This is a genomic window from Microbulbifer maximicatervae (SeqCode) (genome assembly GCF_052468155.1).
Window position 1 is genome coordinate 1,435,142 of the sequence record NZ_CP174335.1, and the last position, 26,435, is coordinate 1,461,576.

Sequence of the window (26,435 nt, forward strand, 5' to 3'; positions counted from 1 at the left end):
AAAGGGTTAATAACTATCTACTTTATAACTCAGGTTTTTGACTAGTTTGATAAAGCAATTACATTTCTTCGGTCGAGATTTCTATAGGCTAGTGCCTCAGCAATTTGAGTAGTACTTATATGTTCAAAATTAGTGAGGTCTGCCAGGGTTCGAGCTACTTTAAGGACCCGATGGTAACTACGCGCGGATAGCCCCAGCTTTTCTACTGACTGGCGTAAGAGGTGCTTTTCCTTTTCCCCCAAGGCACAGTGCTTTTCCAGCTCTGCGCCTTTTAACAGGTTATTTGTCTTACCTTGCCGCTGTATTTGTTGCTGGCGTGCGGCACAAACTCTCTCTCTCACGGTATCGGAAGTTTCTCCGGGAGCTGAATCCTGCAGTTGGACTGCATTCATAGCGCCCACCTCTACCTGCATGTCGATACGATCTAATAGCGGGCCCGAGAGCTTGTTGCGATATCGATCTATCTGGTCTGGGGTACAGCGACAGCGAGGCTCGCCTAAATAGCCACAGGGGCAGGGGTTCATAGCCCCGACCAGTTGAAAGTGAGCGGGATAGGTGACTTGGGCTCGCGCGCGGGAGATACGCACTTCACCATTCTCCAGGGGTTCCCGCAGTATCTCCAGAGCGTGCCTGGGAAATTCGGGCATTTCATCGAGGAATAGGACTCCCCGGTGCGCGAGGGATATCTCACCGGGCCTTGGGGTGCTGCCACCACCCACCAGCGCCGTTGGTGAGGCGCTATGGTGCGGGGCCCTGAAAGGGCGCAGGCTCTGGTGGGGTAGGCCTGCGCTGGAGTAAACGCTCGCTACTTCTAGTGACTCTTCGGTTGTCAGCGGGGGCAATATGCCCGGCAGGCGGCTGGCCAACATGGTTTTGCCGGTGCCGGGAGGGCCGTAAAAAAGCAGATTGTGGCCGCCGGCTGCTGCCACCTCGAGAGCGCGGCGGGCCTTTAGTTGACCGCGCACATCGGCTAAGTCCGCGCACAGGTGCTCTTCGGTAATAGGCTCTGCAACAGCTTTGGGCATAGATTCACGCCCATGAAGTTCGGCGCAAACTTGCAGCAGGGAGTTGGCAATGCTGACTTCGCCGGTTGCCAGCGCGGCTTCCGCACCGTTCTCGGTAGGCACAACGAGTTTACGGTCTTCATTGGTGCTGGCTACCGCTGCCGGTAAGCTACCACTTACTTCCCGCAAGGCACCGGTGAGTGCTAGCTCGCCAATAAATTCATAGCGTTCCAGAATTTCGGTGGGAACCTGTCCCGAGGCGCTGAGGATACCAATGGCAATCGCCAAATCGTAGCGGCCGCCCTCCTTGGGGAGGTCGGCGGGGGCCAGGTTGACGGTGATACGGCGTTGGGGGAATTCGAAATGACTATTGATCAGGGCGCTGCGCACCCGGTCGCGGCTCTCGCGGATGGCAGCTTCGGGCAGGCCGACAATATGGAAAGCGGGCAAGCCGTTTGCCAGATGGGTTTCCACCGTTACCAAGGGGGCGGAGACCCCGAGCTGGGCTCGGGAATAGGTAACTGAGAGGCTCACGATTTCATCCTTGAAGTGACTCCTGTGTCTTAGTCCTCGGCGGCGCTGTCTCTCTGCGCTAATGCTTGCTCCAGCATTTCGACTTTATCTTCGAGGCGTGCCAGTTTTTCGCGGGTGCGACGCAGTATCTCCACTTGGGTATCGAACTCCCGTTGGGAGACCAGCGGCAATTTGTCCAGTGAAACCTCAAGAGCACTACGCAAGTCGCTGGTTACCACGGCGCCTTGTTGTTGTAGCTCTTTCAGCAGCTGTTGCAGTTTATCGGCTGCCACAGGCAATTCCTCGCTAATCGGGTGAATATGAATAGTACTGGATTGTAACCCAGTGCATTTTGGGGAAAAAGCAGACTACCTGCGCACCGTTCTGAGTGCACTAAAAACCTTTGCTCCCCACTTCAGTGCACGGCCTGGTGGAGGGGCCTATGTTGGTGCATCTCATTGCCAATTCGCCTCTATTCGTACTGATTTCACTAACTTAATTTCCTCTAACTCATTGATTTTATTTGCGCTTGCGGTGTTGGCATCAAGTCTGCAAACAATCTGTGCAGGTGTCCCATTAACGATCATTGGGAGTCTGGGAAAGTAGCAGTTCACGAGACGCAAGCGACCCTCTGTCACACCCGACAGTGAAGGACTGATTGCAGGCGGCGCCATAAAAGCACTCGAAAAAACAGCTTCAAAAGCCTTGGAGGATCAAAGTGGAAAATAAAATGTATAAAGTTGCCACTCTCGTCACCGGTGCCGTTCTCGCACTGGGCGCTGCAAATTTATCGATGGCTGCCGAGGGCGGTCCCAGCATTAGTGCCAATGTGGGTCTTGTTTCTGACTATCGATTCCGTGGAATTAGCCAGACTGATGGAGGCCCCGCAGTACAGGGTGGTGTCGATGTTGATTTTGGAAACGGCATTTATATTGGCACCTGGGCATCCCAAGTGGATTTTGATTACGGCTCCGATGAAACCGATTATGAACAGGATTTTTACGGCGGTTATAGCGGAGATATCAATGACAGTGTCAGCTTTGATGTTGGCTACATCTATTACGCCTATCACGGCGGAAATGCCGATGAAGATTATCAGGAAATATACGGCAGCCTGAGTTTTTCAGATTTAACGTTGGGGTTTGCCTATTCCGATGATTATTGGGCGGATACCGGTGAATTTTATTACCCTTATGCGGAATATAGTTTCGCTCTTCCCTCAGATTTTTCTCTCGATCTACATCTGGGATTAAACCTTTTTGAAGAAGAAGGTTTTCTCGATGAATCTGATTCCTATATCGATTACTCCGTTTCCCTCAGTAAAGAATTTGGCGGCTTGAGCCTGAGCGCTTCTTTCGTGGGCACCGATGTCAGCGATAAAGAGTGCTACGAGACCGACTGGTGCGAACCTACATTGCTCGCTGGCGCGACTTATACCTGGTAATACAAAAGGGCCTTCGCTAATACGAGGGCCCGTTTTTCTTTAGGGGAATACCATGAAATTAATCACTGCAATCATTAAACCCTTCAAGCTGGATGCTGTGAGAGATGCCCTGCGGGAGTCGGGGGTTAATGGTGTAACGGTTACTGAAGTGAAGGGCTTTGGTCGCCAAAAAGGGCATACGGAATTGTATCGCGGTGCAGAGTATGTGGTGGATTTTCTTCCGAAAACCATGCTGCAAATAGCGGTGTCAGATTCGCAACTGGATGCGGTTATCGAAGCAATTGGTTCCAGCGCGCAGAGTGGCAAGATCGGTGACGGAAAAATATTTGTCGCAGAGCTTGAGCAGGTCGTGCGCATACGTACCGGAGAAACCGGTAATGCAGCAATTTAATTAAAAACCGAAAACATAATTTTAATAAATATCCAGATTTGAACGGAGAGGAATATGGAGAACCAAATTTTTCAATTGCAGTATGCAATTGATACTTTTTACTTTCTGATGTGCGGCGCCTTGGTAATGTGGATGGCCGCCGGCTTTTCCATGCTGGAAGCCGGCTTGGTGCGTTCCAAAAACACCACGGAAATTCTCACCAAGAATGTGGCCCTGTTTGCGATTGCCTGCATTATGTATCTGCTGACTGGCTACGCCATTATGTACGATGGTGGCTGGGCATTGTCCGGTATTGAGGCGTTTAGTCTGGAAGGCGTCCTCAGCGATTCTGCAGAAAATGGTTTTGAAGGTGACTCCGTTTATTCCGGAGCTTCAGACTTTTTCTTCCAGGTGGTTTTCGTAGCTACCGCTATGTCCATTGTATCCGGTGCGGTTGCCGAGCGTATGAAGCTGTGGAGTTTCCTGGCCTTTGCAGTAGTTTTGACCGGTTTCATCTATCCACTGGAAGGTGCCTGGACCTGGGGCGGCAAAGAGGTTTTCGGCCTGTACAACTTGGGCGATCTCGGTTTCTCTGATTTTGCCGGTTCCGGTATCGTGCATATGGCGGGTGCAGCGGCTGCGCTTGCTGGTGTCCTGCTACTGGGCGCGCGCAAAGGCAAATACGGCCCCAACGGTCAGGTGTATGCCATTCCCGGTGCTAACTTGCCGTTGGCAACCTTGGGTACCTTTATCCTGTGGATGGGCTGGTTTGGCTTCAATGGCGGCTCCGTACTGAAGCTGGGCGATGCTGCCAGTGCACACTCCGTCGCCATGGTCTTTGTGAATACCAATACCGCTGCTGCCGGTGGTGCTATTGCTGCACTGATCACCGCCCGTATCCTGTTCGGTAAAGCTGATCTGACCATGTTGCTCAATGGCGCCCTGGCTGGTCTGGTAGCAATTACTGCGGAGCCATCGACCCCGACTGCATTGCAGGCAACCCTCTTCGGTATGATCGCCGGTGTGTTGGTGGTCTTCTCTATCATCACCCTGGATAAGCTGAAAATTGATGATCCGGTGGGCGCTATCTCTGTACACGGCGTTGTCGGCTTGCTCGGTTTGCTATTGGTACCTGTGACTAACAGTGATTCCAGTTTCAGCGGGCAATTGATTGGTGCACTGACCATCTTTGGCTGGGTATTCGTCAGTTCATTTGCAGTGTGGTACCTGCTCAAGCTCGTCACTGGTATCCGTGTGAGCGAAGATGAGGAGCAAGAGGGTGTTGACTTGACCGAATGCGGAATGGAAGCTTACCCGGAATTTATGAACAAGTAAGTTAACAGTGTCGGTGCTGCTCCATAGGCGGGGCAGTGGCCTGGGTAAGGTTCTCTCGACGAGGACGAATCAGGGGAAATACTCAAGATGAAATTGATTACGGCTGTAGTAAAGCCCTTCAAATTGGATGATGTACGCACTGCCCTGTCTGAAGTGGGCGTGCAAGGAATGACCGTCACCGAGGTAAAAGGTTTTGGGCGTCAAAAGGGCCATACAGAACTTTATCGTGGCGCCGAATATGTGGTGGACTTCCTACCGAAAGTAAAATTGGAACTCGCTGTTGATGATGAGATGGTGGACTCCGCTGTTGAGGCAATCACCAAGGCGGCGCAAACCGGCAAAATCGGTGACGGCAAAATCTTTATCACGGCTCTCGAAGAAGTCATTCGTATCCGTACCGGTGAAACCGGTAGCGAAGCTGTGTAACCTGTTTGATAACTCTTTCATAACGTAGCGATTGAGTATCATAAGCCCCGCAAGGGGCTTTATATGCACTTCTGATAAGTCCCGCTATCTTCCCTCCCATCTTTGTTATCTATTTTGTTTGAAATACCTGCTATCGGTGCAGGCGCAAAAATCTGCATAACTAACTGAAATATTCCCATTTCATTTCCCAACAAAAAACTCTACAGCCTCCTCCTTGTGTTACTGGCACGGGGGTGGGGAACTGCCTATAAATTAATCGCCGCTATTGACGCGGTAGGGGATCGCCACTGAAAAGTGGTTGTCAGTTTTGTAGATGCCGCGGGAAAGGGGCGGCACAGAGGTACTCCCTCTGTAACAGGAGTAAAGGTTACAGGGTTTTAGCTATGAAAGATGGTTATGAAGATCAGGGTAAGAACTCTCGCAGCAAGGACTCCGAGGAATTTGCAGAAGAACGCAGTATCACCTCTCGCCAGCGCGCCAGAAGCCAGTTAAGTTCCGATGTAGAGGAGTTTCTCGCCGGTGGCGGCGCGATTAGTGAAGTTGATCCAGAAGTTACCGCCGACCCCCCGCGCAAACCGCAGCCAAAATATGGCAGCCGCCCTATCTAATCTCTCTGGTCGCTGTTGCTCCTCCAGCAGGAGGAGTGACAGCTGGCCAAACCCCTCTCAGCCTCTCAGAGCTTTTACCGATTGAGCAGTTTTGGTAGCAGGCGCTCCAGGACTTCGCCGATATAGGATAGGAATAAAGTGCCCAGGCTAGACCGGTAGTACTGGGGATCAGCAGAGCCTACCGCTAGGGTGCCAAGTTGATTGCCCAAAGGAACTACGGCAGCTGAAGCGATATATTGCGCTTTTTCCGCAAACAGGAATTCTTTTTCCCGCTGGCGCAAAACACCACAGATGGGGCGGCCGTTACGAATTATTCCGCCAATTGCCGTCTCGGCATCGGAAAATGTGCTGGTCTGAACTTGTCCCAGGCTTTGGCGGGGAACAGATAGTGGCTCGAACAGAGTCAGGCTGGTGAACTCAACATTGAAGTCAGCGGCGAAACTGGCATAGAGAGCTTCTGTGACTTCACCGATATTTTCAGCTTCCAGCAGTGCCAGGATAAGTCGGCGGCTATTGAAAAATAACTGGTCGTTGTCCCGTGCGTTGTGCAAGAGCTGGTCGAGGCGCTGGCGCATTTCGATATTGCGCTCACGCAGCAAATTCGTTTGGTGGGTCATCAGCGACACGGTCTTGCCATTTTCCCGTGGCAACTTGATGGTTTCCAGCAGTTCCATGCGCTCTTCAAAGAACTCCGGGTTTTGAATCAGGTAGCGGGCTACCTGCCGTGCCAGCAGTTTATCGTCACGCTGGGTTTCCTTGTGAGTGTCGCCGGCAATCTCTTCGGGGGGCTGATTGGCGTCTGTGTGTTCCATTGTGTTTGCTTTTTCTGGCACGGGGATGGGGCATCGGACAACTGATGTGGCGAAGCGTTCTGCTCTCTGAGTTATCCCGTACCCGCTTGTGGCGGGTTTACTGCCAAATACCCGGACAATTGTTTAGAGAATAATTTGCCCGTGAAAAACCGTGGTTGCGGGCCCGGTCATAGTAACTGGCTGGCCGGGTCCGCTCCAGTGAATTGTCAGTGTGCCGCCGGGGAGCTGAATTTGGACTTTGTCATCCACCAGGTTTCGCAGGCGAGCGTATACCATGGCAGCACAGGCGCCGGTGCCACAGGCACGAGTTTCGCCAACGCCGCGCTCAAATACCCTGAGCCGGGCTTCGGTGCGTGTATCCACTTGCAGAAAGCCAGCGTTGACCTTTTGTGGGAACCGCGGGTGGCGTTCAATTAGGGGCCCGAGTCTTTCTACCGGTGCGGAAGCGATATCTTCCACCAGCAGAACCGCGTGGGGGTTTCCCATGGATACAGCACCAATGGTGAAGGTCTCCCCGTCCACTTCCAGGGGATAGGATTCTGCACGGCGATCGGCGGAAAAAGGCACTTTTTGGGGCTCGAGGACCGGTGCTCCCATATCGACACTAACCTGATCCCCGTCCAGCACTCTCAGGTGCAGTAAACCGGCGGCAGTTTCTACTTGGATATTTTTCTTACCGGTAAGGCGGCGTTCACGTACAAAGCGGGCAAAGCAGCGGGCACCATTGCCGCAATTTTCCACTTCGCTGCCATCAGCGTTAAATATGCGATAGCGAAAATCCGCCTCGGGTGTGCGGGGCGGCTCCACCAGCAGTACCTGGTCGCAGCCCACGCCGAGGCAGCGGTCTGCCAGGCGACGAGTTTTTTCCGGGGTCAGTTTAATTTTTTGGCTGACGCCGTCTAGCATCACGAAATCGTTGCCGAGCCCATGCATCTTGCTGAATTTAACGCGCATTCCATTTCTCTGTTCGTACTGATTTTCCGCGGCGTTAGCTGCGGTTTGGGGCCCGGGCTGAAAAATGGACCCCACTGCGATGCAAGTAGCTGATCAGGCTTTTTTGGGGACAGTGGTCTCACCGCGAACCAAGTCGGCAAAAGTCTCCCGCTCACGCACCAGGTAAGTTTTGTCGCCATCCACAAGTACTTCAGCAGCGCGACAGCGGCTGTTGTAATTGGAACTCATGGTGAAACCGTAGGCACCGGTCGACAACATGGCTAACAGTTGCCCCTCTCGCAGAGATTGGGAGCGGTTTTTACCCAGGAAGTCACCCGTTTCGCATACCGGACCGACAATATCCCACAGGGTACTTTCACTCTCGTCCGGTGTCACTGGCACAATATCCTGCCATGCCTGGTAAAGGGCCGGACGCAGGTTGTCATTCATGGCGGCATCGACGATAGCGAAGTTGTGCTCTTCGGTACGCTTCAGGTATTCGACCCGGGTCAGCAGGGCGCCGCCGTTGGCGGCAATGGAGCGGCCGGGTTCGAGAATCAGGGATAAATTGCGTTCGCCGATACGCTTGTGGACCTCCGCCAGGTAATCCCCGACAGGGGGTGGTTCCTCACCCCGATAGCGCACTCCGAGGCCTCCGCCCAGATCCAGGTGTTCCAGAGTAATTCCCAGCTCGGCGAGCTGATCGATAAGGACCAGCAGGCGATCGAGTGCATCCAGGAAGGGGGCGACTTCGGTGAGCTGGGAACCGATATGGCAGTCCACACCGGTAATTTTCAGGTGCTCAGAATCCGCTGCGTGCTGATAAACCTCGATCGCCTTGTCTATAGCGATTCCAAATTTATTTTCTTTGAGGCCAGTGGAAATATAGGGGTGGGTTTGGGCATCCACATCGGGATTGACCCTGATGGAAATTGGGGCGGTCTTGCCACACTCTGCGGCCACGCGCTCAAGGCGGTCAATTTCCGCTTCTGATTCAATATTGAAGCAGTGCACTCCAACCTCCAGAGCACGCCGCATTTCCTCTGAGGTTTTACCCACTCCGGAAAATACGATTCGCGATGGGTCGCCGCCGGCGAGCAGCACTCGCTCAAGTTCCCCGCCGGAAACAATATCAAAGCCCGCCCCCAGCTGTGCCAGCAGTGACAGAATGCCCAGGTTGCTGTTGGCTTTCACTGCGTAGCAGATTAGGCCGGGACGATTGCCGAGGGCCTCGGCGTAATCCCGATATTGCCGTTCAAAGTGTGCGCGGCTGTAGACATAAGTGGGGGTGCCGAAATTCTCAGCTATTTGTTCCAGTGAAACCTGCTCAGCCCACAGGCTACCGTCGCGATAACTAAACTCTCTCATATGACCGGTTCTTACTCTTCTAAATCTTCCTCGACATTGGAGTCATCCGCTGTGCCCGATTCGTCGTCGACTTCGATAGTCGGGCCGGTCTCAATGGTGTCATCGATATCAAAATCGGGCCCATAGCCGTCTTCAGATTCAATTTCGTCAACGGTTTCCACCGCTTGCTCTGCTGCGGAGCCGGGCTCGCCGGGTTGTGCTGCACCACTGGTGGGTACTGTCTCCGGCGGGCCACCTGGAATATTGGAGGCGGGCATGGCGGGGTCCTGTGGAAGATAGAGAGGACCTTTTTGGCCACAGCCCAGTAACAGTGCGGTGGCACCGATGGTGATGGTTAATAGAGAGAGTCGTTTTTTGAGCATCGATAACATCCTGAGAGTCGGAGATTCGCAGCGGCAACCGGCAAAAGCCTGATAGTATAGCGGCCCACCTGATTCAACACATTACACGGTAACAGAAGTAACCAAAGATGAGCCAAGCGGAATATGATGCGGCTGTGGAGCAGACTCTAATCGGTATTGAGGATGCACTCGATCACTGCGATTGGGATATTGACTACGAACGCAGTGATGCGGTACTGACCCTGACCCTGGAAGACAATGGCAGCCAGGTAATTCTCTCGCGCCAGTCTGCCAACCGGGAGTTGTGGGTCGCCGCCAAATCCGGTGGCTACCATCTTTCTTTTGAAAACCCCGGTTGGAAGTGCACCACGACCGGTGAGGACCTGCCGACTTTGCTCGACCGCGTATTGAGCGAGCAGCAAGGCGAACAGGTTTCCCTCGGATTATCCGCTTAAACAGCGCTTAAGCGCGCTGCGAAATCTCTTCCCGTGCGCGTTTACAGGCCGCGCGCACTTGGTTTGGTGCGGTACCGCCAATATGATCGCGAGCCGCAACCGAGCCCTCTAAAGTCAGCACCTCAAATACATCTTCGTCAATTTCTGTTGAGAATTGTTGTAGTTGGACCAGGCTGAGTTCGGATAAGTCTTTATCCTGTTCAATGGCAAAGGATACGGACTGCCCGACAATCTCGTGAGCATCGCGGAAGGCCACCCCTTTGCATACCAGGTAATCGGCCAGGTCCGTCGCGGTGGAGAAGCCCTTGGCCGCAGCTTCCAGCATATTTTCTTTTTTTGCCTTCAGTGCCGGCGCCATATCGGCAAACGCGCGCAGGCAATCCAGTGCGGTATCGGCGGCATCGAATAGCGGCTCTTTATCTTCCTGGTTGTCCTTGTTGTAGGCCAGCGGTTGGCTCTTCATCAGTGTCAGCAGCGCAATCAGGTGGCCGTTAACCCGGCCGGTTTTTCCGCGCACCAGCTCCGGAACATCGGGGTTTTTCTTCTGCGGCATAATTGAGGAGCCGGTGCAGAAGCGATCGGGCAGGTCAATAAAGTCGAACTGGCTGGAAGTCCACAGCACCAGCTCTTCACTGGCCCGAGACAGATGGGTTAGCAGCAGCGCGGCGAAAGCACAAAACTCAATAGCGAAGTCCCGGTCGCTGACTGAGTCGAGGGAGTTTTCTGTGGGGGCATCGAAGCCCAGCAGCTCCGCCGTGCGTGCGCGATTGATCGGATAGCTGGTGCCGGCCAGTGCTGCGGCCCCCAACGGTGAGCGGTTAACCCGTTTGCGGCAATCCATCAGGCGCTCGAAATCCCGGCTCAGCATGGCATTCCAGGCCAGTAAGTGGTGGCCAAAGGTCACCGGTTGCGCGCTCTGTAAGTGAGTAAAGCCGGGCATAATGGTATCGGCTTCGCGCTCCGCTAAATCGACCAAGCCATTTTGCAGGCGGGTTAGTTCGGCAGCTATTAGATCGATGCGCCCACGCAGCCACAGGCGGATGTCGGTTGCCACCTGATCGTTGCGCGAGCGGCCGGTATGCAGTTTCTTGCCAGTGGCACCAATGCGTTGGGTCAGGCGCGCTTCGATATTCATATGGACATCTTCGAGCTGCACAGACCAGGGAAATTCTCCCGCTTTTATCTCTTCGGCGATGCCCTTCAGACCGTCGGCTATCTTGTGATATTCATCAGCACTTAATACCCCCACTTCTGACAACATCTGCGCGTGGGCAAGTGATCCCTGGATGTCTTCCATGGCCATGCGCTGGTCAAAAGTCACCGAGGCGGTAAATCGCTCGACAAAGGCATCGGTGGCTTCACTAAAGCGGCCGCCCCAGAGTTTGGCGGCAGGATTGTTGGCGGACTCGGAGGGGGATTTTTCGTTACTCATGGTTTTCCTGGCTGCAGTGAGATGAAAGGCTGGGGAGCTTGGTGATATCTTGCGCTTGGAACTTTGGGACAATCAAGAATAATAACTGCATGTCATTCCCCTGGCCGTCGGGCATTATAACGCAGAAAATTCGAAAATATCGCACAGGAAATAAGGATTCTGCGCTACCTGGGCAGCTTCCGTTTCTGCCAGACCTCTGTAGTGTCACCTCTCTGGCGGTACTGGTGTTGATGGGGGAATTGCTGGCATTGGTCTTGGTCCTGGCCCTGGACGGTTTACCGGAGTTCAGTTGGCAGCGCTTGGGGCTGATCTCTCTGGTGATCCAATGGGTGATATTGCCCTCGGCCGCGCTGCTGTGCCGGCTTCGGCCGAGCCTGGCGAAAATGCCCCACAAACTCGCTGGCGGCTTGAGTTTTATTGCAGTGCTGTCGGTGCTCACATTGGTGATGGCAGTGCAGCGCTCCCTGCGCGCGGTGCTGTTACAGACCAGCTTTGACAGCTGGGGGTTTGCGGGCGACTGCCTGCTTGGGGCTATTTGTGCGGGGGTGGTATTGCGCTACGCCTATCTTCAGCAGCAACTCTACAACCAGCAGCAGGCGGAGCTCGGTGCTCGAATTGAGGCACTTCAATCGCGGATTCGCCCCCATTTCCTCTTTAACAGTATGAACAGCCTGGCTAGTTTGATCGCTGTTGATCCTGATCGCGCGGAGCGGTTGGTAGAGGATTTATGTGCATTATTTCGTGCAAGCCTCGCCGATCCAAAGCTGGTGCCTTTAGCGCAAGAGATTACTCTAGCTCAACGCTATTTGGAGATTGAAGCCCTGCGTCTGGGGGAACGTTTGCGCCAGAGTTGGCAGCTAGACGAGGGCCTGGATAAGGTTCAGCTGCCCAGTATGTTGCTACAACCCCTATTGGAGAATGCGGTGTTGCACGGTGTGGCACAGTTGCGGGCAGGCGGAGAGATCAGTGTACAACTCTCGCAAGAGGGGGGCATGTTCAAAGTTGTTATTGAAAACCCATTGCCACAGGACAGTGCAGTTCCTGCGAAGACTGGTAATGGCATGGCGACAGAGAATATTCGCCAGCGTCTCACTGCATACTACGGCGATCGCTTCAAATTTACCGCCTGTCGGGAGGAGGGCCGGTACCGGGTCATACTACAGCTACCCTTATCTCCCCGGGAAGTGGACCGGCGGGAAATAGAGTCCACCACAAATTCCAAGAAGACTATCGAGGTGATGGAGTGACCCAATTGCGCGTACTGATTGTTGATGATGAGCCTTTGGCTCGTGCCCGTCTGCACCGGCAGTTGGAGAGGATCGATAATTGTATTGCTGTGGGAGAAGCGGCAGATATTGAAGCCGGGCTATCACAGATCCGCGAACTCGACCCGGACCTTGTGCTACTGGATATTGAAATGCCCGGTGGTAGCGGCCTGGAATTGGCTCAGCAGTTATCCAGCTTTGTGTGCCCGCCGGCAATAATTTTCTGCACTGCTCACGATGAGTTTGCTTTGCCCGCTTTTGCCACCTCAGCGGTGGGGTATCTATTAAAACCTGTGAATGTCGAACAGCTGCGCGAGGCGGTTTCCAAAGCGCAGCGTCTGAGTAAGCCGCAGCAGCAGTTGTTAACCAAGCAGGATCTGGAGGAGCCCAGTGGCCGCAGCCGCATTAAGGCGATAAGCCGCCTGGGGGTGGAGCTGCTGGATGTAGATTCTATCCGCTGTCTGGTTGCGGACAGCAAGTATGTTGTAGCCCATCACTCCGCTGGAGAGACCATTCTGGACGAGTCTCTAAAAGAGCTTGAGAGTGAGTTTGGACAGCGTTTCGTGCGTATTCACCGCAGCGCGCTAGTGGCTGTGCAATATATTGTTGGGTTGCGCAGGGAAGGTACAAATTACCGGGTGGAGCTGGATGGCGTAACAGCAGCGCCGCTGGTGAGCCGGCGCATGCTGCCTTCGGTAAAAGGATTGATCGCAGAGATGTGTTAGAGCTTAAATGCTTCCGCGGATAAAAACAGCGAGTACGGCTGCCACCATTAATACCGCAAAACATACCCTGATTATTCGCGCCTGCCTGGGTTTATGAAAAACTGGCCTCAGGCTTCCTCCTAAGCACAACCAGATAAAATCCACCGCAGTGGCTACCAGTAAACAGACCAACCCTGTAGCTAAATAGCTCAGGCCACTCTCTTCAATCGGTAGTAAGAATTGGGAAAATATGGCAAGGAAGGCGGCATAAGCCTTGGGGTTCAATAAGTTAAAAATAAACCCATCCAACAGCGACGGAGGCTGAGCTTCCGCCGATGCGCCCTGCTCCAGTACCGGGGCCGTGGCAATTTTGATCGCGATATAGCCAATATATAAGGCACCGCAAAGCTGAACCGCCAAGCGCGCTTCTGGCCAGGCTGCCAGTAGTGCGGCGATGCCGGCGGTTGCCCCGACAATGGCGACACTCAGGCCGAGCAGGATGCCGATAAGGAAACTGCCGCTTTTTCTCACTCCAAATGTCGCTCCCGATGCGGCCAGGGCAAGTGGTGCCGGGCCAGGGGAGCCGAGCAACAGAGCGGTTGCCGCAATTAGTGAAAAAAGTGCTTCTAACATAATTTTTGGTCCTACTTCCCGCCTGCAACGTCAATAAATGAACCGGTAGTAAAGGTGGATTCATCACCGAGTAGCCAAGCCACAGCTTTAGCCACTTCCTCTGCTCGCCCCCCACGCTTGAGTGGAATCGCAGACTTTACTCGCTCAATTCTGTCTGCTTCGCCACCATCAGCGTGCATTTCTGTATAAATAAAGCCAGGCCTAACACCATTTACGCGAATCCCTTCATCGGCGACTTCCTGGCTGAGCCCGATGGTCAGCGTATCGATAGCGCCCTTACTCGCTGCATAGTCGATGTACTCGTTAGGTGATCCCGAACGGCTGGCAGCAGAGGAAATATTCACGATGGTTCCTCCAGTGCCCCCATTTTTGATAGACATTCTTTTGATTGCTTCCCGGCAGCAGAGCAGGGTGCCAGTGATGTTGGTAAGCAGGATTTCATTGATGCGCTCAGCGTCCATCGTTTCGACGCGCATTTGCGGTTTAATGATTGCCGCGTTGTTAACCAGGCAGCTAATTGGGCCTAGTTGCTCGTCGACCGTATTGAATAGCTGGACAATATCTTTCTCCGAGGAGATATCGGCGCGAACGGCTATTGCTAAAACACCAAAAGACCGAAGCTCGACGATCAGTTCTTCCGCTTGCTGCTTGCGCTGCCGGTAGCTAATGGCAATCTGGTACCCCCTGTGGGCAAGTAATTTGGCTGTCGCGGCACCAATGCCCCGGTTGCCGCCAGTGATCAAGGCAACTTTTTTATTCATATTGATTGGTCACTCTTTAAACGGGATATTGCGCAGGAAAATAGAGACTTATTGAAAGGCTATTTTCTTCCAATAAAAATGCTGCAAAAAAGAGCCTGCGATATCATTCAATATCGGGCGGGATCAGCTTTTGCATTGCGGAAATATCCGCAGCGGATTATACCGGGTGAAAACCGTTTACAGGCTGGGGACCTTTGATATGTCTGTAAACGGTTTTGATCTGGCTGGATCGGGGGCTAGTAGAGCTGAGGACCACCGTCTCCGTACTCTGAATCATTTTGTAGACTCAACTCGCCAGCGGCACTATTTAAGTACTCGGCATCGGATTCGGATTTGAGCTTAATCATCAGGCGCAAATCGTTGGCGGAGTCGGCGTGGGAGAGGGCATCCTCATAGGTAATTTCTCCCCCATCGTAGAGGCTCGTAGAGTGCCTGGTCGAAGGTCTGCATTCCCTGCTCACCAGAGCGCTTCATCAACTCCTTGATCTTATCCACTTCGCCTTTGCGGATCAGGTCCGACATCAGCGGGGTATTGATCATGATCTCAAGGCAGGCACGGCGGCCATCGCCATCGGGGGTTGGTACCAGCTGCTGGGCCACCATCGCCTTCAGGTTGAGGGACAGGTCCATAAACAACTGTTTGTGGCGGTCTGCCGGGAAGAAGTGAATGATCCGATCGAGGGCCTGGTTAGCATTGTTGGCGTGGAGGGTACACAGACACAAATGGCCGGTCTCGGCGAAAGCGATGGCGTGGTCCATGGTTTCGCGGGAGCGCACCTCACCGATCAGAATAACATCTGGTGCCTGACGCAGAGTGTTTTTCAGGGCTACATCGAAAGACTCGGTATCCAGGCCCACTTCGCGCTGGGTCACAATACAGCCGCGATGCTGGTGGATAAATTCGATTGGGTCCTCAATGGTGATGATATGGCCCTTGGTGTTCTCATTGCGGTGGCCGATCATGGAGGCGAGGGATGTGGACTTACCGGTACCGGTGGCGCCCACAAAAATAATCAGACCGCGTTTGGTCATGGCCAGGTCTTTGAGTACGTCGGGTAGTCCGAGTCCATCGATAGTGGGGATTTTGGTTTCGATGCGACGCAGCACCATACCTACCAGATTGCGCTGGAAAAAGGCCGATACCCGGAAGCGCCCCACGTTGCGCACTGCAATCGCGAAGTTCAATTCCTTTTGCTCGGCAAACTCGCGCCGCTGTTTCTCGTTCATGGTTCCCACCACCAGCTCGCGCGCTTTCTCTGGCGTGAGCGCGGTGCTGCTACAGGGCACCACTCGGCCGTGCAGTTTGATGGAGGGCGGGACGCCCGCCGTGATAAATAAATCCGAAGCGCCCTTCTCTACAACCAGTTGTAGAAGTCTTTCAATATCCATGGTGATTACCGCGTTTTATCTCGACTTTTCTTCCCCAGATTGGGGGCGGGTTTTGGCCGTTTAGAAGTTCTCCGGCATCTTGGCTTTTTCGCGAGCCACTTCGCGGCTGATGATGCGGCGTGCCACTAGGTCTTCCAGGCATTGGTCCATGGTCTGCATGCCGACGCTGGCTCCGGTCTGGATGGCCGAGTACATCTGCGCGATTTTGTCTTCGCGGATCAGGTTACGGATGGCTGGGGTACCGCGCATAATTTCGTGGGCAGCGACCCGGCCACCGCCGTTTTTCTTCATTAGCGTCTGGGAGATAACGGCCTGCAGGGATTCCGACAGCATTGAACGCACCATGGCTTTCTCCTGCGCCGGGAATACATCCACCACACGGTCAATGGTTTTGGCGGCGGAAGTGGTGTGCAGGGTGCCGAATACCAAGTGACCGGTCTCTGCCGCAGTCAGCGCCAGGCGAATGGTCTCCAGGTCCCGCATCTCACCCACGAGAATGATATCCGGGTCTTCACGCAGTGCAGAGCGCAGCGCTTCGGCAAAGCCGTGGGTATCCCGGTGCACCTCACGCTGGTTCACCAGGCACTTCTTGGATTCGTGCACAAATTCGATCGGGTCCTCGATGGTGAGGATATGCTCGTATTTATTGTCGTTGATGTAGTCCATCATCGCCGCCAGGGTGGTGGACTTACCGGAACCCGTGGGCCCGGTCACCAGTACCAAGCCACGGGGAGTATCTGAGATCTGTTTAAACACCTGACCCATTCCCAGGTCATCCATAGTGAGAACTTTGGAGGGAATGGTCCGGAATACGGCGCCGGCACCCCGGTTGTGGTTAAAGGCGTTTACACGAAAGCGGGCGACACCGGGGACTTCAAAAGAGAAGTCTGTTTCCAGTAGTTCTTCGTAATCCTTGCGCTGCTTATCGTTCATGATCTCGTAGATCAGGCCGTGTACCTGCTTGTGCTCCATTGAGGGCAGGTTGATACGGCGCACGTCGCCGTCGACACGGATCATCGGCGGCAGGCCCGCCGAGAGGTGTAAGTCCGAGGCGTTTTGCTTGGCGCTAAAGGCGAGGAGTTCAGTGATATCCATACTGCTACCTTATGGTTCTTGTTTGGGCTCAGGTAAAATCGCCGCTCAAATCGGTAAGGGCATCAGTATATGCGCAAAGAGACAATCGTCGAAAACCTGAATGCAGTAGGTGAGCGGATTGTGACATGCTGCAACAACTGCGATCGCAACCCTGCAGAAATTACCCTGTTGGCGGTTTCCAAAACACGACCGGCGGAAGACCTGCGGATTGCTTTTGCAGCTGGCCAGCATCACTTTGGCGAAAATTATTTACAGGAAGCCCTGCAAAAACAGGATGCCCTGTCCGACCTGGATATTCACTGGCATTTTATTGGGCCGCTTCAATCGAACAAAAGCCGCGCTGTGGCAGAGCGATTCCAATGGATGCACACGGTGGATCGCTTAAAAATCGCCCAACGTCTGTCGGCACAGCGTCCCAGTAATATGGCACCACTCAATATCTGCTTGCAGGTGAATATCGATGGCGAGCAGAGCAAGTCTGGCATAGCTCCACAGGATTTGGTGGCTCTGGCGCGTGAAGTGATGACATTGCCGGGGCTATGCCTGCGTGGCTTGATGGCGATTCCCGCTGCTCGTGACAATGTATTTGAGCAGGAAAAACCATTTATCCAGTTGGCAGGGTTGCTGCAAAGTCTTCGCGAAGAATTTCCTGAGCAGGCCCTGGATACTCTATCCATGGGGATGTCTAAAGATATGGAGGCTGCTATTGCCTGCGGTGCCACTATTGTGCGTATTGGCACAGATATTTTTGGGGCACGAAACTATTCTGCATGACAGAATTAGTACGCAAGTAGACTTTCTTGGGATATGGGATGACAAAATCTGGGACTGTAGATGTATTGCTGCTGCTTTTATCAGTAAGCGCAGTTCTATCTTTGTCTGTAACGAATAGTGTGCTGGTGACCTGGGTGGCGCTTGAGTGGTTGGCTTTTATCTGCCTGATTGCATTTGTTTCTCCCAAAATCTCATTGGTGACCGGTTTTTTGAATTCGGCAGTTATTGGGATATTCGGAGATAAGAGCCGCTATTGGCTTTGGATACTGGCGATTGTTTTGAACTTGATTGCGATTGTGGAAACATTTCCTTTTTTGTTTAGTTAATCATCAGGGGCTCTTTACATAGTTAAGTTCTAAAAAGAAAACGGCCCTAAAGGCCGTTTTCTTTTTCTGGGAACAAATAATTATTGTTCATTCAAGCTGAGCTGCTTTTTTTGATCTTCATTCAGTAGGTGTTCGGCAAAGAAGAGCGCTGTTGCCTGGGTAAAGGCATCACTGTTCTCTTTCTTGCGATAGCCGTGCCCTTCATTGAGTGCGTTCATATACCAGACTTGATTGCCATTCTCACGAAGTGCAGCCACGATTTGCTCAGCCTCGGTGACAGGTACCCGAGGGTCATTTTGTCCCTGCACTACAAACATTGGCACCTGGATCTTGTCCACATTGTTGTTGGGGCTGATTTTTTCGAGAAAGGCGCGCATCTGCGGATCCCGCTCATCACCGTATTCGACTCGACGAAGGTCGCGACGATAGCTCTTGGTATTGGTGAGGAAGGTGACAAAGTTAGAGATGCCTACGATATCCACTGCTGCTTTTAAACGATCGGAGTAGTAAACACTACTGGCCAGCACCATGTAACCACCGTAGCTGCCGCCAAACACAGCAACGCGTTCCGGATCCAGATCAGGCTGGGTAGCAATCCAATCCAGAAGAGCGCCGATATCCCTAACTGAGTCCTCTCGCTTGTAGCCGTTATCCATGGCTAGGTAGCTCTTACCATAACCAGCGGACCCGCGTACATTTGGAGCAATTACAGCAACGCCAAGTTTTTCTAGCCACAGCTGGTATGTGCTGGAAAACATGGGGCGGTACTGCCCTTCAGGGCCACCGTGGATTGAAATAACCACAGGTACGGGGCCTTTGGCATTGCGCGGCTTATAGACGAATGCGGGAATTTCACGCGGCTTTCCATCCTCCTCGTCGAAAGTGGGATAGTGCACCAGTTCGGGTTCGACAAAGCTTTCGCTGTCGAGACCACCGACTTCACTAAATGTCCATCGGGTAAGGTCACCACTGGATAGCGGGCGGCGGCCAAGATCCATTACGAAGGAATCGGAGGGAGTTTTAGGTGTGTTAAGGGTTAGGGCCAGCTTATCACCTTCGGGGTTAAATTCTATTCCACCGATAAGACCGATCGGTAGCGAGTCGACCTTGCGGTAGCGGTCATTGCGTGGATCGTATAGATAAAGGGTGGACATACCATTTTCGTTGGCGACAAAAGCGCCGCGGCGACCGTCTTTACTGAGGATAAAGCTGCTGATATCCCAGGGGATATCGGAGGTAATTATCTTTTCATCGCCACTCTCCAGGTCTTTGCGGATCAGTTGGGTAAATTCGCGCCCTTTATCAGAGATGATATAAACCGAGCGATTGTCATAACTGAAACCCGCTGGGAAATTGCGGGAATCAGCCTCTTCATCGCTCGTACCGGCGAGTAGTGAGACTTCGCCGCTGTCGAGATCCAGCAAATGAACATTAGATCGAGTGGAGGAGATATATTGCATGACCAAAATTTGGCTGCCGGATTGTGAGAAATCACTGGGGCCCCACCAACTGCCATCCTCAGACTTAAGGATCAAGCGGTCTTCTTTTTTGTCACCGTCGAAAGTGGTTAACCATATATCATTGGCCCTGCCATCTCGGCGAGTACTCTGGTAAGCGATAGCTGAGCCCTGCTTATTCCAGAGAATACTGCCATTGCGAGACTCACCATCAGTAATCATCTCGCTAGTGCCGTTTTCTGTATCAAACAGGAAAATCTGGGCGTATTCATTGCCGCCGGCATCCATGGTGAATGCCAGTTGGCTGTGCTCCGGGCGGGTAGAGATGCCGCCTATCGGCTCTTCGAAAAAAGTTAGTTGTCGGCGAGCGCCACCTGCATTCTCTACCTTGTGTAATTGAGAAACTTCGCCGAAGCGGGTACTGACATAGATACCGTTACCGTCAAGATCCCAGCCCCGGAAGCTAGCTGAGCGTACGTTCTGGTAACGATTGAGCTCATTGATGATAGTTTGGGGAATGTTTGGCACATCTTCGAGTATCAATTGGCCGTTGTTTAGCGTGCGAGTTTCTACTGCACCAGCAGCACTGGTCGCAGTGATCAGTGCTGCTATAAGCAGTGAACGCCATCCTTTTTGCATACTGTCCTCCGTTAGGAGCCACTTGGTATGGCTCTCTTGTTATTTGAATCTGGCGGCCACATATTAGCGGAATGCCCCGAACGGGGAAAAGCAACAAAATTTTTGTAACCGCCCAAGGTGATATGAGTGAGTACAGCGAACCCTAAGATGGTTTTTATTGGTGGCGCCGGCAATATGGCGGGGGCAGTGATCGGTGGTTTGGTGGCCTCCGGTTATCCGGCGGACCAGATCACTGCTACAGGCCGTGATCGGGACAAACTCAATGCTTTTGCCGAGAGCCATGGGGTAGCTATTAGTGACGATAATGTTGCCGCTATTGTTGATGCCGATGTAATTGTACTGTCGGTGAAACCGCAAGTTATGCGAGAACTTTGTGAGGGACTGAAACCCCATTTGGTGGATCGCTCGCCCTTGATTATCACTTTTGCTGCGGGAATTCCGCTCGCGGCTTACCACCGTTGGATGGGAATGCACCTCCCTATTGTCAGGGCTATGCCTAATACCCCGGCCCTGGTGCAAACCGGAGTTACCGGTCTTTATGCCGATAGCAAGGTTACGGGCGAACAGAAGGAACTTGCCGGGCGTATCGTCGATGCGGTAGGCATCTCATACTGGGTTGAGGAAGAGCGCGGCATCGATCAGGTGATTGCGGTAGCGGGATCGGCACCGGCTTACTTTTTCCAGTTTATGGAGGCCATGATTGATGCGGCTTCCGCCGGTGGCCTTGCTCGTGCAGATGCGGAGCGCCTTGTGTTGCAAACTGCCCTGGGCGCCGCCAAACTGGCGGTCGCCAGCGATGTTGACGTCGCCCAGTTGAAGCGCAATGTGATGTCACCAGGTGGAACCACTGAGCGCGCTGTTCAACGGTTCGAGAAGGGTGGGTTGCCGCAGTTAGTGGCCGATGCCATGCGCGATTGCGAGCAGCGGGCGACGGAAATGGCAAAGGAATTGGATCGGTAACAGGTTCCGGTCCAATTGGGTAGGTGCAGCGGTGGCTGCTGAAAATCTTTTTGTTTAGGGTTTATCCATGGTCAATACCTTCAGCGATATCGGCGTTTATGTCGTGGGCATACTGGGCATTTTGTTCCTTTTCGCCGTGTTATTGCGTTTCCTATTGCAGTTGGGCCGTGCGGATTTTTACAACCCCATATCTCAGGGAGTTGTGAAGGTTACCAACCCTTTGCTGCTGCCGCTGCGCAAAGTGGTGCCAGGACTTTTTGGCGTCGATATGGCCTCAGTAGTACTGGCGTTGATAGTCGGTTGGGCGATGATTATGGCTTGCGCCATGATTGCAGGTTACGGCCTGGTTAACCCCCTCAGTGCCCTGCTGTGGTCGTTGATCGGCTGTGTCTCCACTGTGATAGCGATGGTGTTTGTCGGCTTATTGGTCTCCATCGTTGCCAGCTGGATTGCGCCGAATAGCGGCCATCCAATTCTAATTTTATTGCACCAACTCCTGGAGCCATTTTGCGGACCTGTGCGACGCTTGATTCCGCCGTTGGGGGTGATTGATATCAGCCCGATATTTGTCTTTATCCTGCTCACTGTGATTAACAGGCTGCTTATTGGTTTTGCCCAAATGGCCAACATGCCGGCTTTCGTGTACAGCCTGTTTTGGCATATCCCCGGCTTTTAACCGGACTCTGATCAACCCCAAAATATCCCCTGCATCTTTCAAGCCCCGCCCTCTGGGGCTTGCGCAGTTGTTCGAAGGTTTCTTAAATTGTGACCGGCTGAACATTTCTTCACCTGTGCGCACTAGATCGTATTTGGCGCGGTGTTAGACTCTTATACTATCGACTGACGGCTCTTTCTCTTGTCTTAGTAGGGGCCGGTAGTCCCGGGTCTCAATAACAAGAACACCGTGAAATGGAAGACGCACTTTTACGCCAGCATATTTCTGACTACGACCGTTGGAAAAAGAATCTCGATCGCCAGTTTGCCCACTTCAGCCAATGGCTTGAACAGCACTTCTCTAATTCCGCTGGTGCCTGCCAGGTTGTACAGCAGGCCCGCGCCCTACTTGCAGATGATCAGTTCACTCTGGTTTTAGTTGGGGAGTTTTCACGGGGAAAAACTGAACTGCTCAATGCCCTGTTGTCGCAAACTTACGGCCAGCGTCTACTGCCCTCAAGACCGGGGCGCACCACTATGTGCCCCACGGAAATTTTCAGTGATGGCGGCGAGCGCGCCAGTCTGCGGCTGCTTCCGATTGAGACCCTGGCGACGAATACCAGCCTGGAGAGCTTCCGCCGAATTCCGCAAAAGTGGGTAACTCACGAGTTTGATGCCAATGATCCCGAGGCGACCCGGGAGACTTTATTGAAGGTTGCCTCGACCAAGTCAGTAATGCCGGAAGAGGCCGCTCGTTATGGCTTCGATCGGCGCCACTTGGATGGCAAGGGGAACCTAGTCGAGATCCCCGCCTGGCGTTTTGCTTTGATTTGTCTGCCGCACCCATTGCTGGATCAGGGGTTGCGTATTATTGATACCCCGGGACTGAACGCCCTCGGCAATGAGCCGGAGCTCACATTGAGTACACTGCCCGGGGCCCAGGCGGTTGCCTTTCTGCTGGCTGCCGATGCGGGCGTAAGTGGCACCGATATGAGTATGTGGGAGACTCACCTGGCGCCATTGCAAGAGCATCGCGGAACATCCGTGATGGCCCTGCTCAACAAGATGGATGTACTTTGGGATGATCCGGAGGAGGATGCTGAGTTGCTGTTGCGACGCATGCGCAGCGAAGTGGCCGGTCTCTTGTCTCTGCCTCTGGAAAGTGTTGCCGGAGTCTCTGCAAAAATGGCTCTGTTGGGGCGCCAGCAGCGGGATGCGGATTTGGTGCGAAGCAGCCGCTTCGGTGAGTTTGAAAGGATGCTGGTTCAGCGCCTGTTGGAGCACCGGCATAAAATGGCCGAGCACCGCTCACTGCATCAAGCTCTCACCCTGATGGCTGATACCCGCGATCTACTCAAGCGTCGTTTGAATAGTGGCCGGGCAGCGTTGGCTCACCTGCAGCGCAATAGTGGCAACACCTCAGAGCAATTGGCAGAGTTGGAACAGTTGCAGACGACCGTGCGCGAGCAGCATAAGATTTGTCATCAGGAATTGCTGACGCTCAAATCCAGCCAGAGAATGCTTACACGACAAAGCACTTCTTTGTTGGCGCCGATATCCAGACAGCAGTTGCAGGCGCTGATTGACGATACACTGGCTACTCTCAATCGCCGTTGGACGCCCATGGGCATGGCCAGGGCTATCGATACTTTTATGGAAGGGGTAGACCATCAGATGTCTAACCTCGAGCGGGAAGTGGATCAGGCTAATCGCTTGCTCGACGCTGTATTTGAGCGCTCCAGCTTGAAGAAAGTCGATGATGCTGAGCAGTATTTTACTATCCGCAAATTTCGCTTCGCGTTGCGTGGACTGCATCGCCAGGCCGCTCAGCTGAGGCGATCCCCGCAGCTGTTATTGGCGCGCCGCAGCCGTCTCAGCGAGCGCTTTATTACCACGCTTGCCAGTGAAGTGGGTCGGCTTTACGACGATATGGGTAACAAAGCGGAAACTTGGTTAGAGCAGGCTCTTGAGCCTCTTAAACAGCATGCGCAGTATCAGAAACAGTTACTCAATCGCCATTTGATTAAGCTCACCGAGTTGAAACAGAAAACTCGCAGTCGTCGCACGGATCTTCGAACTCTCGAGGATGAGGTTCAGCGCAATGATAAGGCGCTGGTGGCGTTAGAGGATTTACTGCGGCACAACAGCTCTGCACCACAGCCGGTTGCGCCGGCGCCGCGCGCGCACAACGTAACCCCCTTGAAGGCCTCGCATACCACCTGAATTGGGTGCTAATTGATATTGGTTCTGACTGGCATTTGTTATAAGTTGCAGTGATCTTATTCACTGACTGCTTCGGCAATTTGCCAGGCAGCACCTATCAACCTGACAGATACAGTGCCTTGTCAACGGAAAATCCTATCGCTTCTGCGGAAGCCCAAACCGCAACTACCGGTGACCCAGGCTCGGTGGGCCTTGTTGAGCCTAAAAGTCATCACTTTAGTGAACCGCTGGAATTGGCCTGTGGCCGAGTGCTGAAAAATTACACTCTGGTTTATGAGACTTACGGTGAACTCAATAGGGAAAAGACTAACGCAGTTCTGATCTGTCATGCTCTGTCTGGGCATCATCACGCTGCGGGGCGACACAGTATCGATGATAAGCGCCCGGGGTGGTGGGACCACTATATCGGCCCGGGTAAGCCGATAGATACTAATCACTTCTTCGTGGTGTCTGTTAATAATCTCGGCGGTTGCCACGGATCTACTGGCCCCGTATCCATCAACCCGGATACCGGCACTACCTGGGGGCCGGATTTTCCATCACTGCGTGTCCGCGACTGGGTCCACAGCCAAGCGCGTCTGGGGGATATGCTAGGCATTCGACAGTGGGCGGCGGTTGTTGGCGGCAGTCTCGGTGGAATGCAGGCGATGCGCTGGTCACTGGAATACCCTGAGCGCCTGCGCAATTGTGTGGTGATTGCCTCTGCCATGAAGTTATCTGCACAGAATATCGCGTTTAATGAGACCGCACGCCAGGCGATAACATCCGATCCGGACTTTTGCGATGGGCACTACCTCCAACAGGATAAGTTACCCCGTAGAGGCCTGGCCGTTGCGCGTATGATCGGGCATATCACTTATCTGTCTGACGATGGGTTGGGACGCAAGTTTGGTCGAGAATTGCGCAGTGGCAGCTTTCAACAGGGGTCGGATGAAGAGGTGGAGTTTCAGATACAAAGTTATCTGCGCTACCAGGGAGCCAGTTTTTCCACCACCTTCGATCCCAATACTTACATTCTGATGACTCGAGCGCTGGATTTCTTCGACTTAGCTCGGGAATACGGGGATGACCCGGTAGAGGCCTTCTCCCATGCCAAGTGCCGGTTTTTATTGGTGTCATTTACTTCTGATTGGCGCTTTGCGCCGGAGCGCTCGAGGGAAATCGCCGATGCCCTGATGCACGCGGATATTCCAGTCAGCTATGCCGAAGTAGAGTCAGCAATGGGACACGATGCCTTCCTGCTGCCCAATGGTCGTTATGAAGGTGTATTTCGTGCCTATATGCAGAGAGTTGCGGCAGAAATTGCTGAGGAGGTGTACTGATGCGGATAGATTTGGATGTGATCCAGGAATGGATCGCTCCCAACAGCCGGGTTCTCGACCTCGGCTGTGGCGATGGTGCACTGCTCGATCAGCTGGGGAGAAATAAAAATGTGAAAGGCTATGGCCTGGAGATTGATCCCGAGCAAATAGAGCGATGTGTGGCCCGTGGGGTCAATGTTGTCGAGCAAAATCTGAATACAGGGCTGGGAAATTTTGCTGATGGCAGCTTTGATGCTGTGGTGATGACCCAGGCACTGCAAACCTTGAGTCAGCCTCATTTAGTGGTAGAGGAAATGCTCCGGGTTGGGCGGGATTGCATTATTACGTTTCCCAATTTTGGGCAGTGGAAGGCCCGCTGGCACCTCGCATTCTCCGGGCGCATGCCAGTATCCGACTTATTGCCATACGAATGGTATGACACTCCCAATATTCACTTTTGTACTTTTACAGACTTTGAGGTGTTATGCCGAGAAAACGGCTGGGCGATTCTGCATCGGCAAGTGGTTTCTGAGTCCATGGTTGGGCGGGCATTCAAAGACTTTTTACCAAATTTGTTTGGTGAGACAGCCATCTATCACCTAACTCGCTAAACTAAGATTTGCGCCAGCTCTTTTGTGGAGGACTTTGGCGCGATAAATAGATCGAGAAAGGCACTCCTGAGGGGGCCTGACTGGAATTGACCACCAAACCTGCCGGGAGAGGTGGCGCCTATAACAACTGGAGGTGGAGCGTGAAACGCATCCTTACCCTGGCTGCTTCTGTGGCCTTGCTATTTTTATCTGTCGGCGCTGCCGCGCAAGAAGCGCGTACGATTAAGAACTACGCTGATTTTGGCGACTATCGAGTAGTCTATTCAGTGTTCAATAGCGATTTTATCCAGCCGGATATCGCCCGTCAGTACCAGTTGGCTCGAGCAAAAGATCGGGCCTATGTAAATGTCTCTGTCGTCAAGAAAGAGGGCGGAACTCATGGCCTCAGCGCTGAGATGTCTGGTACAGCTACCAACCTGATCCAGCAGTCAAGACCACTTAAGTTCAAAGAAATTCGGGAAGGGGATGCTGTTTACTATCTCGCGCCCCTGCGTTTTGAGGATGAGGAAACCCTTACTTTTAACGTAGATATTAAGCTGCCCAATGGTAAAAGTGAGACGATCACTTTCCGTCGCAGACTGAACCGATAGATATCTGCCAAG

The 26,435-nt window shown here is 53.1% G+C and carries 27 protein-coding genes and 1 pseudogene; 16 read left to right on the plus strand and 12 right to left on the minus strand.

Annotation, left to right across the window (positions count from 1 at the left end):
* Window positions 1-41: 41 nt before the first annotated feature.
* Both ACJJIY_RS06175 and ACJJIY_RS06180 read right to left on the minus strand, forming a co-directional pair.
* Window positions 42-1,538 carry a YifB family Mg chelatase-like AAA ATPase gene (locus ACJJIY_RS06175; RefSeq protein ID WP_445359292.1) on the minus strand — a complete coding sequence of 499 codons (1,497 nt, stop codon included), beginning with the start codon at window positions 1,536-1,538 and terminating at the stop codon, window positions 42-44.
* Window positions 1,539-1,567: 29 nt separating this feature from the next.
* On the minus strand, window positions 1,568-1,810 hold the full coding sequence (locus tag ACJJIY_RS06180; protein WP_444915000.1) for an accessory factor UbiK family protein: 243 nt from the start codon (window positions 1,808-1,810) through the stop codon (window positions 1,568-1,570).
* 425 nt (window positions 1,811-2,235) lie between these two features.
* On the opposite strand from ACJJIY_RS06180, the gene ACJJIY_RS06185 reads away from it, so the two are divergent.
* The 5 genes from ACJJIY_RS06185 to ACJJIY_RS06205 all read left to right on the plus strand — a co-directional run bounded on the left by ACJJIY_RS06185 (window position 2,236) and on the right by ACJJIY_RS06205 (window position 5,700).
* Entirely contained in the window at window positions 2,236-2,961 is a 726-nt protein-coding gene (locus ACJJIY_RS06185; protein WP_445359293.1) for a TorF family putative porin, read from the plus strand.
* A 52-nt stretch (window positions 2,962-3,013) separates the two neighbouring features.
* Window positions 3,014-3,352: a P-II family nitrogen regulator gene (locus ACJJIY_RS06190; protein WP_413664043.1), complete on the plus strand. Its 339-nt coding sequence runs from the start codon at window positions 3,014-3,016 to the stop codon at window positions 3,350-3,352.
* Window positions 3,353-3,406: 54 nt separating this feature from the next.
* A complete protein-coding gene (gene amtB / locus ACJJIY_RS06195) occupies window positions 3,407-4,666 on the plus strand; it encodes an ammonium transporter AmtB (RefSeq protein ID WP_444895479.1) in 1,260 nt (419 codons plus the stop codon).
* Between the two features lie 87 nt (window positions 4,667-4,753).
* Entirely contained in the window at window positions 4,754-5,092 is a 339-nt protein-coding gene (locus ACJJIY_RS06200) for a P-II family nitrogen regulator (protein WP_108731383.1), read from the plus strand.
* A 383-nt stretch (window positions 5,093-5,475) separates the two neighbouring features.
* The gene (locus ACJJIY_RS06205) at window positions 5,476-5,700 is read left to right on the plus strand and encodes a hypothetical protein (protein WP_108731384.1); all 225 of its coding nucleotides are present in this window, start codon (window positions 5,476-5,478) and stop codon (window positions 5,698-5,700) included.
* A 74-nt stretch (window positions 5,701-5,774) separates the two neighbouring features.
* On the opposite strand, the gene ACJJIY_RS06210 is transcribed toward ACJJIY_RS06205, so the two are convergent.
* The 4 genes from ACJJIY_RS06210 to lptM all read right to left on the minus strand — a co-directional run bounded on the left by ACJJIY_RS06210 (window position 5,775) and on the right by lptM (window position 9,175).
* Window positions 5,775-6,512 carry a DUF484 family protein gene (locus tag ACJJIY_RS06210; protein ID WP_444926434.1) on the minus strand — a complete coding sequence of 246 codons (738 nt, stop codon included), beginning with the start codon at window positions 6,510-6,512 and terminating at the stop codon, window positions 5,775-5,777.
* A 123-nt stretch (window positions 6,513-6,635) separates the two neighbouring features.
* Window positions 6,636-7,466 (minus strand): diaminopimelate epimerase, encoded by an 831-nt coding sequence (gene dapF / locus ACJJIY_RS06215; RefSeq protein ID WP_413664046.1) that lies wholly within the window; start codon window positions 7,464-7,466, stop codon window positions 6,636-6,638.
* 93 nt (window positions 7,467-7,559) lie between these two features.
* The gene (gene lysA, locus ACJJIY_RS06220; protein WP_444911921.1) at window positions 7,560-8,813 is read right to left on the minus strand and encodes a diaminopimelate decarboxylase; all 1,254 of its coding nucleotides are present in this window, start codon (window positions 8,811-8,813) and stop codon (window positions 7,560-7,562) included.
* 11 nt (window positions 8,814-8,824) lie between these two features.
* On the minus strand, window positions 8,825-9,175 hold the full coding sequence (gene lptM / locus ACJJIY_RS06225; RefSeq protein WP_282930330.1) for an LPS translocon maturation chaperone LptM: 351 nt from the start codon (window positions 9,173-9,175) through the stop codon (window positions 8,825-8,827).
* A 107-nt stretch (window positions 9,176-9,282) separates the two neighbouring features.
* Here lptM and cyaY point away from each other — a divergent pair, with 107 nt between their 5' ends.
* Window positions 9,283-9,609, plus strand: a complete 327-nt coding sequence (cyaY, locus tag ACJJIY_RS06230) for an iron donor protein CyaY (protein ID WP_282930329.1) — start codon at window positions 9,283-9,285, stop codon at window positions 9,607-9,609.
* Window positions 9,610-9,616: 7 nt separating this feature from the next.
* Here the strand turns inward: cyaY and argH are convergent, their stop codons facing one another.
* On the minus strand, window positions 9,617-11,041 hold the full coding sequence (argH, locus tag ACJJIY_RS06235; protein WP_445359294.1) for an argininosuccinate lyase: 1,425 nt from the start codon (window positions 11,039-11,041) through the stop codon (window positions 9,617-9,619).
* Between the two features lie 89 nt (window positions 11,042-11,130).
* Here argH and ACJJIY_RS06240 point away from each other — a divergent pair, with 89 nt between their 5' ends.
* Window positions 11,131-12,288, plus strand: a complete 1,158-nt coding sequence (locus tag ACJJIY_RS06240; protein WP_445359295.1) for a sensor histidine kinase — start codon at window positions 11,131-11,133, stop codon at window positions 12,286-12,288.
* The gene (locus ACJJIY_RS06245) at window positions 12,285-13,031 is read left to right on the plus strand and encodes a LytR/AlgR family response regulator transcription factor (protein ID WP_445359296.1); all 747 of its coding nucleotides are present in this window, start codon (window positions 12,285-12,287) and stop codon (window positions 13,029-13,031) included. Before ACJJIY_RS06240 ends, ACJJIY_RS06245 begins: the two co-directional genes overlap by 4 nt.
* A gap of 3 nt (window positions 13,032-13,034) precedes the next feature.
* Here ACJJIY_RS06245 and ACJJIY_RS06250 read toward each other — a convergent pair whose 3' ends face one another.
* The 4 genes and pseudogenes from ACJJIY_RS06250 to ACJJIY_RS06265 all read right to left on the minus strand — a co-directional run bounded on the left by ACJJIY_RS06250 (window position 13,035) and on the right by ACJJIY_RS06265 (window position 16,888).
* Window positions 13,035-13,643 carry a LysE family translocator gene (locus ACJJIY_RS06250; protein WP_445359297.1) on the minus strand — a complete coding sequence of 203 codons (609 nt, stop codon included), beginning with the start codon at window positions 13,641-13,643 and terminating at the stop codon, window positions 13,035-13,037.
* Between the two features lie 11 nt (window positions 13,644-13,654).
* A complete protein-coding gene (locus ACJJIY_RS06255) occupies window positions 13,655-14,404 on the minus strand; it encodes an SDR family oxidoreductase (RefSeq protein WP_445359298.1) in 750 nt (249 codons plus the stop codon).
* A gap of 236 nt (window positions 14,405-14,640) precedes the next feature.
* Window positions 14,641-15,793, minus strand: a pseudogene (locus ACJJIY_RS06260) (PilT/PilU family type 4a pilus ATPase).
* A 60-nt stretch (window positions 15,794-15,853) separates the two neighbouring features.
* Window positions 15,854-16,888, minus strand: coding sequence for a type IV pilus twitching motility protein PilT (locus ACJJIY_RS06265; protein WP_445359299.1), 1,035 nt, complete (start codon window positions 16,886-16,888; stop codon window positions 15,854-15,856).
* Window positions 16,889-16,957: 69 nt separating this feature from the next.
* Between ACJJIY_RS06265 and ACJJIY_RS06270 the strand changes: the two genes are divergently transcribed.
* Window positions 16,958-17,662: a YggS family pyridoxal phosphate-dependent enzyme gene (locus ACJJIY_RS06270; RefSeq protein WP_444914993.1), complete on the plus strand. Its 705-nt coding sequence runs from the start codon at window positions 16,958-16,960 to the stop codon at window positions 17,660-17,662.
* A 38-nt stretch (window positions 17,663-17,700) separates the two neighbouring features.
* Window positions 17,701-17,988 carry a hypothetical protein gene (locus ACJJIY_RS06275; protein ID WP_413664054.1) on the plus strand — a complete coding sequence of 96 codons (288 nt, stop codon included), beginning with the start codon at window positions 17,701-17,703 and terminating at the stop codon, window positions 17,986-17,988.
* A gap of 80 nt (window positions 17,989-18,068) precedes the next feature.
* On the opposite strand, the gene ACJJIY_RS06280 is transcribed toward ACJJIY_RS06275, so the two are convergent.
* On the minus strand, window positions 18,069-20,084 hold the full coding sequence (locus tag ACJJIY_RS06280) for an alpha/beta hydrolase family protein (protein WP_445359300.1): 2,016 nt from the start codon (window positions 20,082-20,084) through the stop codon (window positions 18,069-18,071).
* Between the two features lie 126 nt (window positions 20,085-20,210).
* On the opposite strand from ACJJIY_RS06280, the gene proC reads away from it, so the two are divergent.
* From proC to ACJJIY_RS06310, 6 genes are all read left to right on the plus strand, one after another.
* The gene (gene proC, locus ACJJIY_RS06285; protein ID WP_444926443.1) at window positions 20,211-21,044 is read left to right on the plus strand and encodes a pyrroline-5-carboxylate reductase; all 834 of its coding nucleotides are present in this window, start codon (window positions 20,211-20,213) and stop codon (window positions 21,042-21,044) included.
* Between the two features lie 67 nt (window positions 21,045-21,111).
* On the plus strand, window positions 21,112-21,720 hold the full coding sequence (locus ACJJIY_RS06290) for a YggT family protein (protein WP_413664057.1): 609 nt from the start codon (window positions 21,112-21,114) through the stop codon (window positions 21,718-21,720).
* Between the two features lie 233 nt (window positions 21,721-21,953).
* Window positions 21,954-23,921: a dynamin family protein gene (locus tag ACJJIY_RS06295; RefSeq protein WP_445359301.1), complete on the plus strand. Its 1,968-nt coding sequence runs from the start codon at window positions 21,954-21,956 to the stop codon at window positions 23,919-23,921.
* A 137-nt stretch (window positions 23,922-24,058) separates the two neighbouring features.
* Window positions 24,059-25,243 carry a homoserine O-succinyltransferase MetX gene (metX, locus tag ACJJIY_RS06300; protein ID WP_444898269.1) on the plus strand — a complete coding sequence of 395 codons (1,185 nt, stop codon included), beginning with the start codon at window positions 24,059-24,061 and terminating at the stop codon, window positions 25,241-25,243.
* Entirely contained in the window at window positions 25,243-25,833 is a 591-nt protein-coding gene (gene metW / locus ACJJIY_RS06305; protein WP_282930320.1) for a methionine biosynthesis protein MetW, read from the plus strand. Before metX ends, metW begins: the two co-directional genes overlap by 1 nt.
* Window positions 25,834-25,973: 140 nt before the next feature.
* A complete protein-coding gene (locus ACJJIY_RS06310; protein ID WP_413664060.1) occupies window positions 25,974-26,423 on the plus strand; it encodes a DUF4426 domain-containing protein in 450 nt (149 codons plus the stop codon).
* Window positions 26,424-26,435: the final 12 nt, after the last annotated feature.